Here is an 11574-nt window from a genome sequence, read left to right as displayed (position 1 = left end):
GTATGATTACAAACAAGTCGAACCCTGTGTCAATTGACAGTTTACTTGTTGTGACATTTACCAACGCAGCTGCATCAGAGATGCGAGAAAGGGTCGGTAATGCACTGTATAATGCGATTGAAAAAGATCCGACCAACCTTTATTTACAACAGCAGTTAACCCTATTGCCATCTGCAAGTATCATGACTTTGCATGCTTTTTGCCTGCAAGTTATAAAAAACTATTTTTACAAGATCAACTTAGACCCAAGCTTTAAGATAGGGGATGAGATTGAACTCACACTAATGCGAAATGAAGTCCTTGGTGACGTCATAGAGACGTTCTACACAGAGGGTGACTTGAGTTACCTAGATTTTATTGAAAGTTACGCACCGGGAAAAAGCGATAAGGCAGTTGAAGATCTTGTACTATCTGTATACAAATTAAGTAGAAGCCATCCTATGCCCAGGAAATGGCTGGACAGTAGCATAGATTTACTCGATATAGAAAGTCTGAACCAGTGGTATGATTCACCCTATGTAACTTATATGATGGCGGAAATATTTGAACAGATTCAAGATCTCAAGCTTTTGTCCAGGGAAGCAACTGAGATTATTGAAACAGATATACGTCTTAAGCCAATGATGGAAACCCTTCTGATTTACGATACCTATCTAAAGGATCTTGAGTCAGCTAAAGACAGTAGGATGCATGTTTTTGAGATACTGAACAATCTAGACTATCCTAGAGCAAAATCAGCCAAAAGAGGAACAGAACCGGAAGCAAGTGAGCCTGTTAAAGCCTTAATTGGCCGTATCAAGGACCAACTTAAAACCATGCAAAATCAATATGGTTTTGATTATGATGAGGTTTTTATAAAGATGACAGCCATTAGTCATGGTCATATGAAAACATTGGTAAGTATTATAAAAAGATTTTCAGAAGCCTATCAAGCAAAAAAAGTCGAGAAAAACATGATTGATTTTAACGACATTGAGCATTTTGCTTTAGACATATTACGAGAAGATAGTGGTAAACCATCAGAGGTGGCTAAGATTTATGCAGACCGTTTTGTGGAGATTATGGTGGATGAATACCAAGACAGTAATCTAGTACAAGAAACGTTGATTCAGAGTGTATCACGAATAGGGGAGGAAAAGCCAAATATCTTTATGGTAGGGGATCTGAAGCAAAGCATCTACAAGTTTCGCCTAGCAAAGCCGGAGTTATTCTCAGAAAAATACGATACCTATACAACAGAGGATAGTCTTTATCAAAAAATTGAATTGCATCAGAACTTTAGAAGCCGGAAACAGGTTTTGGACTTGACTAATTACCTTTTTATACAATTGATGTCTAAGAAAATAGGCGATGTACATTATAATACATCTGCTGCTTTGAATTTAGGCGCAAATTACACAATAGAATCAGATGTCTACGATACAGAAGTTTTATTAATTGACCGTGAAGGTTTTAATGGCCTAACAACAAGACAAATTGAAGCACAAGCTGTTGCGGTTGAGATACAAAGGCTTATGGCCTTGGATCCACCGATGATGATCTATGATAGTCAAGAAAAGATAGAGCGTCAGCTGGCATATAAAGATATTGTTATTCTCATGCGGACCATGACAGGGTGGTCAGAAGCCTTTGTCGATACATTTGCAGACTATGGTATACCGGTAGCCAGTCGATTGGCTACGGGCTATTTTGATACTATTGAGATAAAGACTTTGCTTAATCTATTAAGAATCATCGACAATCCAAAACAAGATATACCTTTACTTGCAGTATTACGCTCACCCATGTTTGGATTTAAAGGGGATGAGTTGGTTACAATAAGGCTTACGGACCCGGATATAGATTTTCACAGTGCCTTAATCTTATACCATAAAAGTATCATTGGAAATACACCTTTAGATCAAAAAGTCGTCCGATTTCATGAATCACTATATAGGTGGCGCCAAGTGAAAAACAGCTTAAGTTTATATGGTTTGGTACAGCAGATTTTTAAGGATACAGGTTACTATGATTATGTTTCAATGATGCTTGGAGGTCCAAAGCGTCAAGCCAATCTGGATATGTTTTTAGATCAAGTCCATAGGTATGAGCAGACAAGTTTCAAAGGATTGTTTAATTTCTTAAGGTATATGGACCATATGAAAAAGCATAGCATTGATCAAGGGGAGGCATTGCTTCAGGATGAACAAGGGAATCAAGTTACCATCATGAGCATTCATGGTAGCAAAGGGCTCGAGTACCCGGTTGTCATACTTCCGGCACTGAGCAAACTTTTTAATAAAAGTGACATCCGGCAAGCGGTGCTCATCCATCAGGAGTTCGGTTTTGGAACAGACAACATCCTATCGGATGAACGGATTAGAATTCAATCACCCATCAAAGAAGTTCTGAAGTCAAAAATGGACCAGGAACTAAAATCAGAAGAGCTTAGGATTCTATATGTTGCCTTAACCAGAGCAAGAGAAAAACTAATCCTTATAGGATCTGCAAAAAATATGGATAAGCAGATAGATAAATGGTCAAGGGCTTTAAGTATAGAAAGCCTTCACCTAGGTTACCTAACGGTTAAAAGTTGTCAGAACTATTTGGACTGGATTATGTTGGCACTAATGCGTCATCGTCAGGCGAAAAATCTATATGCCAATACAGGCATTGAGTATTTGGGGAAGGTCGCCCTACAATCCATAGAGCCGAGTATAAGTATATATCAAAAGACATACTTAGATTATCAAAATGACCCTTCAATACTAAGGGCTTTTGCTTCAGATAGTATGGAAAAGAAAACCCAGTTAGATCTAGATTTTGAGTCTAAAATGGCTTGGACATATACTTATGATACTTTAACCAAGATGGATATTAGCCAATCCGTATCAGAAATAAAGCGGCTTGAAGAAGAAAGTTTTTCAAAGCTACCTACCCGGGAAAAATCATCTATTAAGCCGGTTTTTATTGTAGGCGAGCAACCTATGACTGGAGCCCAGCGGGGACAAGCCTATCATAAAGTTATGTATCATCTGGATTTCTTAACTCAAATGGAGGAAAAAACCATAGCAGATAGGATTGAAGAACTATGCCAAAAACAAATAATAACAGATTGTGAAGCTAAAAGTATACGACCGATGTCAATTAAGGCCTTTTTCGATTCAGAAATAGGAAAACGTGCAAAAGAAGCAGCTTCAAAAGGTCGGTTAATTAAAGAAAAGCCCTTTGTCATGGGACTTAAACCGGAACTTGAAGCAGGGGTACATACATCAGATTATAGGATGGTTCAAGGTGTGATTGACTTATTTTTTGAAGAAGAAGAAGGTCTTGTGATAGTGGATTATAAAACAGACCACATATCAGAGGGTGCTGTGGATACATTAATAAAAAGATATAGTACACAAATGGGTTATTATAAAAAGGCTTTAGAACAAGGCACAGGTAAACAGGTAAAAGCTATATATCTATATGCAATGGGCATATCAGAAACCGTTGAAATCAAAATAGAAACCTAAAGTATGAACGGGCATTTTGGAAAGTAGAGGCACGGCAATGGAAAATAACAAAATGGGCATTGTACCTATTCCCAAACTCATTATCAGCATGTCTTTACCGGCTATTTTTGCAATGATGGTACAAGCCATGTATAATGTGGTCGATAGCATTTTTGTCTCAAGAATTAGTGACACCAATAACGATGCATTAACAGCCATATCCTTAGCTTTCCCCCTTCAACTCATCGTCATCGCCGTGTTTGTAGGATTAGGCGTGGGGATGAACTCGAACATATCAAGAAAACTTGGAGAAAAAGATCACAAATCAGCTGTTTTGATTGCTGAACATGGTGTTGTGGTTGGTATATTTGTATACAGTATTGTAGCTATATTAGGTACACTTTTTGCTCGAAACTTTTTTGTACTCTTTACAGACAACACTTTGGTTATTGATTATGCCACATCTTACACAAGAATCATTATGATTTTTGCTTTTGGCAGGATACTGGGGCAAGTCGGTATGAGTGTTCTGCAAGGTACAGGTGAAATGATCAAGCCAATGATTGCCATGCTTATTGGTGCAGTGCTCAATATTATATTAGATCCTATTTTGATTTTTGGATTATTCGGTGTTCCGGCTATGGGTATTGAAGGCGCAGCCATTGCGACGGTTGTCGCTCAGAGTATATCCATGATCTTTGTTTGGTCTATCTTGTTTTTTGGCAACAATATTATCAAACCGGACCTTAGAAGTTTTAAGTTGAAGTTGTCCATTATCAAGCAAATTCTTGTAGTCGGGATACCGGTATCGATTATGCAAGGTTTGGGATCCATTATGCTCACCGGTTTTAATTTGATTCTATCAAAATACGGGGATTTGGCCATCGATGTAATGGGTTCTTATTTCAGATTACAATCCTTGGTGTTTATGCCGGTATTTGGTCTTTCAACTGGAACCTTGCCGATTATCGGCTATAATTTTGGTGCCAAAAATAAAGAACGACTCCTTGCAGCAATAAAATTCAGTATCATGGTGGCTGTCAGCTTTATGATTTTTTGTCTACTGATATTTCAGATTTTTCCAACATCACTTTTGGGACTTTATAACGCCAATGCAAGGATGCTTGAACTTGGTGTGCCGGCTTTTAGAACCATTAGTCTGATGTTTCCCTTGTTAGGTGTCAGCGTTATACTTAGTACAGCCTTTCAGGGATTGGGTAAGGCCCATTATAGCCTCTACATATCCATGATAAGGCAATTGGTTATTCTCTTACCTGCTGCTTATATCTTAGGGGAAATCGGAGGCCTTCGTGCCGTTTGGTTCGCCTTTCTTATTGCCGAGATTTTTGGTGTGACCATGGTTCTGCTTCTATTTGGTAAAACCTATACCAAAAGTGTTAAAGATTGGCCTGTTAGAGTAGGAGATGAAAAGGGAATTTAGTGAAACTTAGTTTTGACCCTTTAACCATAATATAAATTAAAAAGAAAGAAGGTGAAGGCATTGGCTTCTTACGAACAATTTGCCATGATTTATGATAGTGCTCTTAATGAATTACCTTATGGGGCTTGGCTTGTGTATATAGAATCGATATTTAAAAAAAACGGTCTTGAACCGAATTTGATTTTGGATCTGGGATGTGGGACTGGGTCTATGACCAATTTGATGGCCAAGAAAGGCTACGAAATGATTGGTGTAGATCTTTCAGAAGACATGTTGGCCATAGCAAGAGATAAGGCCAAGGAAGAAGAACTAGAGGGGGTCATGTATCTGAATCAGGATATGACCGAGCTGGATCTTTTTGGAACGGTGGATGCAGTTATTTCAGTTGGCGATGCACTAAATTATATTACTTTTGAGGAAGACTTGAAGAAAACTTTTGAGAAAGTGAATCTTTTCTTAAATCCAGGCGGTCTTTTTATATTTGACATGAATACAGTATATAAGTTCAAAGAGGTTTTAGGAAATAAGACGTATGCGGAAAATCATGAAGACTATGCCTATATTTGGGAAAACTATTATTATGAAGATGAGGCCATTAATGAATATGAAGTGAATGTATTTATAAAAAATGAAGATGGCTTGTATGAAAAATCAACAGAAGTGCATCATGAGCGAGGATATGAACCGAAAGAAGTGATAAAATGCCTCGAAGCATCAGGCTTGAAATTTCTTGCCCTTTATCATGACAATACTTTTGAGGATCTGAAGTCAACCACCCAGCGTATGTATTTTGTCGCACAAGAAGTGATGAAGGAGAAATAAGATGTCAGACTATATAGTAAGAGTGACAGATAAGGACCATCAAGTAAGGCTCTACGTCGCTATAACAAAAGACCTGGTAGAAAGAGCTAGAAGTCTACATAAGACAAGTCCTGTAGCCACTGCAGCCCTTGGAAGAACCCTTACCGCCGGCGCCATCATGGGCAGTATGATGAAAGGGGACAAAGACCTGTTGACCCTTCAGTTTAAAGGCGATGGGCCTTTAGGCGGGGTCTTGGTTACAGCGAATTCAGATGCCATTGTAAAAGGTTATGTCAATCGACCCGATATGGACTTGCCACTAAAGCCCAACGGTAAACTGGATGTATCCGGCGCTCTAGGAACCGGTTTTCTCAATGTCATTAAAGACATAGGCATGAAAGAACCCTATAATGGACAAATTGACCTTGTTAGTGGCGAGATTGCAGAAGATCTGACCTACTATTTTGCAAGTAGTGAGCAAACCCCATCGGTTGTAGCTTTAGGTGTTCTTGTGGATAAAGACTATACTGTTAGACAAAGTGGTGGATTTATCCTACAATTGATGCCTGGTGCCAAAGATGAGGTGATTGATACAATTGAAGCTAATATTAAGAAATTACCATCGGTGACAGCGATGCTGGAGGAAGGATTTGATGGTGAGGGCATAGCCAACAAAGTTTTAGAAGGCTTGTCTTTGATGTACCATGAGAAAATCTATCCTAGATTTGAATGCGATTGTTCAAAAGAACGGGTTGAGAAAGCCTTGATTACCGTTGGAAGAGAGGAGATTAAAGATATGATTCAAGAAGGTAAGCCTATTGTTATGTCATGTCAGTTCTGTAATACAGAATATACCTTTGATTTAGGTGATTTGAGAGATATCTTAGACAGGATGAATATAGTGTAAGAAATCTGTTAAAATAGTGATTGAAATAACTGACTATAAGGTGTATAATAAAACAAAGGTAACTTCCGGAATACCTTTTTAAACGGATAAATGTACGTACGATTAATGTATCTGACCGAAAAGGGAGTGGATGTAAAGTGAAAATGCTCCAGACGGTAGGACCAATACGAGCAGTTTAATTAAGCCCCTGTAGTTTAGTAGAGGGGCAATCAGCAACATATTGTGGTTAAATAGGCGCAAAGAAGCCATTTAATGACTATACGTTAGATAGGCATATAAATGACGATTGAAGTAGCAATTGTATATGGTCTCTACAGCGTATATATGGAAGTCCATAGGTGTGTTGTGAACATGAATCAGTTTAGTAACACAATTCTTTTAGTTTAGATGATTGTTAGATTGTTTGAAAAGGGTAAAATGGTGAACATCCCCATTGCATTGTAAACCCGAAGTTTTGCAACAAAGTAATTGTTATGTATATGTAGTAAAGATTTATTGTAAAGCAGTATGTACATGCAACAAATTTATATGATTCACAGTAGTATATGTAATATGTGTAGTATATGCAGTATATGTAGTATATGTAGTATATGTAACTGAACATGAATTATGTAGTAAGTAGTTTGTAGTATGTATCTGTAGCAATGAAACAATGAAGTATAGAAGTATGTAACTGTAGTTTTATAATTCTGACTTTGTAGTTGTAGTTTGCAATAGTAAAAGTAGTATGTAACATGTAACATTATTATTTTGTAAATCTAACAGGATAAACGAGAGAATTGCATGAAAAGAAATTGAATATTGAGTAAATATAATGCGAAGGTCAAATTTGACCTTCGCATTTTTGTAGAACAATTTAGTTTTAAGAATTTAAGAATTTATGATGTTTTGGTACTGTTTTTATTGGCACGAAGTCGTTCTGTTTCTCTTAGGATTTTCTTACGAAGGCGAATGCTGTCCGGTGTGATTTCAACCAGTTCATCATCAGCAATGAACTCAAGGGCTTCTTCAAGAGAAAAGATTTTTGGTGGTGCCAGCTTGACAGCATCGTCGTTACCGGATGATCTTGTATTCGTTAATTTCTTATTTTTGGTAGGGTTAACGGACATATCATCTTTACGTGAATTGATGCCAATAATCATACCTTCATAGACTTCTGTCCCGGTATGAATGGTCATGGTAGCACGATCGGATAAGTTGTTAAGAGAGTAAGGGGTTGCAATACCTTGCTCACCTGAAACAAGAACACCATTATTTCTGCTTGGAATCTCACCTTTGTGACGCTCAAATCCTTCGAAGGAGCGAACAATCGTAGCTTCACCTCTAGAATCAGTAATCATTTCGGAACGAAAACCAAGTAAACCTCGTGTAGGCGCTACATATTCGATCTTGGTGAAACCATTTTCGGAGATCATATTCTCCATAGTACCTTTTCGATTATTTAGAGAGGAAATGGCCATGCCCACGTAAGAATCAGGTAAAGTAATTAAGACACGTTCTATAGGCTCAACGGTCTTTCCATCTTCCTGGTGCATGATAACCTCAGGTTTTGAAACACTCAGCTCATAGCCTTCACGTCGCATATTTTCAATAAGTATGGATAAGTGTAATTCGCCTCGTCCGGAGACTTTATAACCTTCAAGGCCACCTAGATCTTCTACTTTTAGGCCGACATTCACTTGAAGTTCTTTTTCCAGGCGGTCTCTAATATGTCTTGTGGTTACGAATTTACCAACACGACCGGCGAAAGGAGAACTGTTAACCAAGAAATTCATAGATAGCGTCGGTTCTTCAATATGAATCATTTCCATACCTTGTACATTATAGATATCACAAAGGGTCTCGCCGATGGATAGATCTGCAATACCGGCAACAACAGCAATATCGCCACTAAAAAGCTCATCTTTTGGTGTTTGTTTAAGACCCTCATAGCAGAAAAGTTTTAGAACCTTACCAGTAGCAACACTACCATCTCTTTTTGTAATCGCGACCTGTTGGCCGGCTTTAACAGTCCCTTTTGTAATACGACCAATACCAAGTCTTCCGATATAATCATCATAACCAAGAGCGGATATTTGCATTTGTAACGGATCTTCATCGAAGTCAGGATAAGCATCCACATGTTTGATGATGGTTTCAAAAAGAGGCGTCATATCGCTACTTTCTTCACCCATCTCATTAATGGCATAGCCATCCCTTGCAGCACCATAGAGCACAGGGAAGTCCAATTGTTCATCGGTTGCATCAAGATCAACGAAAAGGTCAAAGGTCATATCAACAACGGCTTCAGCCCTTTCATCTTTTTTGTCAATTTTATTAATAAATAAGATAGGTCTTAGATTCATTTCCAAAGATTTTTGAAGTACGAATCGTGTTTGTGGCATTGGGCCTTCGCTGGAGTCCACCAGCAAGATAACCGTATCCACAGTCTTCATAATACGTTCAACTTCGGAAGAAAAATCCGCATGACCAGGTGTATCTACAATATTTATTTTATAATCTTTATAACGAATAGAACAGTTTTTAGAGTAGATCGTTATGCCACGTTCTCTTTCAATGTCGTTACTGTCCATGACACAATCAACGACCTCTTCATTTGCTCTAAATACACCATTTTGGTTTAGAAAAGCGTCAACCAAAGTGGATTTGCCTGCATCGACATGGGCAATAACGGCAATATTAATGATTTTTTCTTTACTCATAAAATCCTACTTTCTAAATAACTTTATACGTCGTAATTTATTCTTAGTATCCAATCATATAGTTTAACCGCCTATGGGTCAAAAAGCAAGTTTATTATGCCTTAAAAGGAAAAAACTGGCATAAGCAATAAAAAAAATGGTAATAAGGAAAGGTTATTGGACATAATAAAGTCCGTTATAACATGTGTATCTTCAGTTTATAAAATCATTGGCTACTGAAGTAGGTTGATCTTGTGTAGTGAAAAGCTTAATACAGATGACTAAAGTAATTCATGTATGTTACCATAGTGACTTGAAGCTATTTTAATATAAGACTATAGTAGTTTCAGAAGGTATGTTATGTATAACAAAGAAATAGCATCAACAACGTATAATAATGAGGTAAGAATTTTATTACTAAAGGAGAAGATAAAGTATGGCTTTAGGTATATTCATTGTGGTATCAGCAATTGTAATGCTTTTAACGTTTATTGGAATCATATTTCTAGTTAAATTAGTGAAAAAGAACTAGTTTATGTTTTCTTTAAAATTATAGACTGAGTTTGCTTTGGGTAATGAATCTGAATTAATGAAGTACATAGAAAATATATATTTAGATACAAAAGAATTGGACTTTCATACTGTCAATATCAACAACATCTCATAAAAACGTCACGTTTTAGGTCACTTCCTTGTATATATAGTAAAGGCGGTGATTTTTATGTTCAGCATAGTATCAAGACCATTAGTTCTATTACTGATTATTAGTTTTCTGGTTGGCACAACTGTCTATGCAGCAGAAGTTCAACCAAGGTGGGCAACCATAGCAGTGGTAGCGCCATCCCTAACAATCAATAGTTCGTAAAGAGCAGAAGCAGCTGGATATGTTAATGCTCCAGGAGTTGATAGAATAACTATTACTGTAGCTTCTATTCCCTAAAAAGTAAAGCAAAGGGGCTTAGATGAAAATAAGAAAAATAGCAATATTTACAGGAATATTTTTTCTACTGGTGACCATATTTGTTGTTAGTACTAATTTTTCCTGCATTAAAAGAATATACGTGCAACATCGTTACGAAAGAAATTGTCAAATACTAATAAAAATATACAGTTATCAACATATGATGATTTAGGAAACCTTATAATTAGTGAACCCAGTTGGTTTAATAATACTGAAGGTTTAATGATTCATAATTCTGAGAACTTTTTCTGGGGCATTGATTTTGAAAAATATGAGAAGTTGATAATTCATATTAAAGTGTTTTCGTCGGATAATGAATTCTTATATGAATATGACCAAGCTTTGTACTAAAGATACTTTTTATTCTAACATAAGGCAGTGTGTTTTTAATTTCTATGTTTAAGAGAAATACCAGAATAATAAGAAAAGGAAAAAGATTTTAATAATCGCAAGATGGAATATACTTTTATTTATCCGGAAGCAATTGTGGGCGGAGTAACTATGTTGGAATTGAAAACTAAATTTTAGTCAGGGGTTCAACTATGAAATATAAAATAATATTTGCAGCAGTAATTGTGATAGCATTAACCTCAGTAACAATGTATGCAGTTAGCCAAAATCAATCAAAAATCCAAAAAATGAAAGAGGCAATTCAGCTAGAAGAAGAATTGATTAATAAAAAAGATTCTAAAATAATTGCAAAAATAGGAACGAGAGAAGTTAAAAAAAATGAACTTGAGATGGTCAAATTATCTTATGGTTTATCAGGCATTAAGCTAACAAATGATGAGGCATTAAATAAACTTATTCGAAATGAGGTCTTATTTCAAACGGCTAATAAAAGTGGTCTTAGTGTTTCGGATGAAGAATTAGAAAATCATTACAATGATGTAATAAGTGGCCTAGAGAACAGTCCTGAAACAAAAGAATTCTTTGATGAGCTTTTGAATGAACTAGACATGAATATGGATGAGTATTTTGAGTATTCAAGAGAAACGACCATGAGAGATTTAGTTATTTCTAAGCTAAAGATGACGGTTATGATGAATTATAAGGAAAATAAAAATCAAACATATGAAGCGTACTGGAATGAATATGTGGAAGATTTAATAAGGAAAACATCTAATGGTTAAAGGGTCAAAACTAAGTTTCACTAAATTCACATACCATATATAGATTACGTTGATACATTTGTAACTATATATGGTATGCGAAAGTTCAACTATATAGTTTTGACGCCTTAACCATCTAATTAAAATGCAATATGACTTATTAAGAATCGATTTAGAGTCTACATCAAAACAACA

At 36.4% G+C, this 11574-nt stretch carries 7 protein-coding genes; 6 read left to right on the top strand and 1 reads right to left on the bottom strand.

The genetic code is table 11. The features are described from left to right. The 4 genes from addA to hslO all read left to right on the top strand — a co-directional run. Positions 1-3497: helicase-exonuclease AddAB subunit AddA (gene addA, locus P0N36_RS13045; RefSeq protein WP_275843293.1), on the top strand; the 3497-nt coding region annotated here is incomplete at its 5' end. A gap of 37 nt (positions 3498-3534) precedes the next feature. Then, positions 3535-4917 (top strand): MATE family efflux transporter, encoded by a 1383-nt coding sequence (locus P0N36_RS13040; protein WP_275843292.1) that lies wholly within the window; start codon positions 3535-3537, stop codon positions 4915-4917. A 60-nt stretch (positions 4918-4977) separates the two neighbouring features. Next, positions 4978-5739, top strand: a complete 762-nt coding sequence (locus P0N36_RS13035) for a class I SAM-dependent DNA methyltransferase (RefSeq protein WP_330684031.1) — start codon at positions 4978-4980, stop codon at positions 5737-5739. Between the two features lies 1 nt (position 5740). Then, on the top strand, positions 5741-6625 hold the full coding sequence (gene hslO, locus P0N36_RS13030) for an Hsp33 family molecular chaperone HslO (RefSeq protein ID WP_275843290.1): 885 nt from the start codon (positions 5741-5743) through the stop codon (positions 6623-6625). A gap of 878 nt (positions 6626-7503) precedes the next feature. On the opposite strand, the gene typA is transcribed toward hslO, so the two are convergent. After that, positions 7504-9327, bottom strand: coding sequence for a translational GTPase TypA (gene typA / locus P0N36_RS13025; protein ID WP_275843289.1), 1824 nt, complete (start codon positions 9325-9327; stop codon positions 7504-7506). Positions 9328-10027: 700 nt separating this feature from the next. Between typA and P0N36_RS13020 the strand changes: the two genes are divergently transcribed. Both P0N36_RS13020 and P0N36_RS13015 read left to right on the top strand, forming a co-directional pair. Further along, on the top strand, positions 10028-10171 hold the full coding sequence (locus P0N36_RS13020; RefSeq protein ID WP_275843288.1) for a hypothetical protein: 144 nt from the start codon (positions 10028-10030) through the stop codon (positions 10169-10171). A gap of 638 nt (positions 10172-10809) precedes the next feature. Continuing rightward, a complete protein-coding gene (locus P0N36_RS13015; RefSeq protein ID WP_275843287.1) occupies positions 10810-11400 on the top strand; it encodes a SurA N-terminal domain-containing protein in 591 nt (196 codons plus the stop codon). Positions 11401-11574 lie beyond the last annotated feature (174 nt).

This window comes from Petrocella sp. FN5, assembly GCF_029210395.1.
In the GTDB taxonomy this organism is placed as follows: Bacteria; Bacillota; Clostridia; order Lachnospirales; family Vallitaleaceae; genus Petrocella.
This window is presented reverse-complemented; position numbering and strand designations above follow the sequence as displayed.

Coding starts and splice junctions, on each gene's coding strand:
- P0N36_RS13040 (WP_275843292.1), top strand. CDS start 3,535: ATGGAAAATAACAAAATGGGCATTGTACCTATTCCCAAACTCATTATC.
- hslO (WP_275843290.1), top strand. CDS start 5,741: ATGTCAGACTATATAGTAAGAGTGACAGATAAGGACCATCAAGTAAGG.
- typA (WP_275843289.1), bottom strand. CDS start 9,327: ATGAGTAAAGAAAAAATCATTAATATTGCCGTTATTGCCCATGTCGAT.
- P0N36_RS13020 (WP_275843288.1), top strand. CDS start 10,028: ATGTTCAGCATAGTATCAAGACCATTAGTTCTATTACTGATTATTAGT.
- P0N36_RS13015 (WP_275843287.1), top strand. CDS start 10,810: ATGAAATATAAAATAATATTTGCAGCAGTAATTGTGATAGCATTAACC.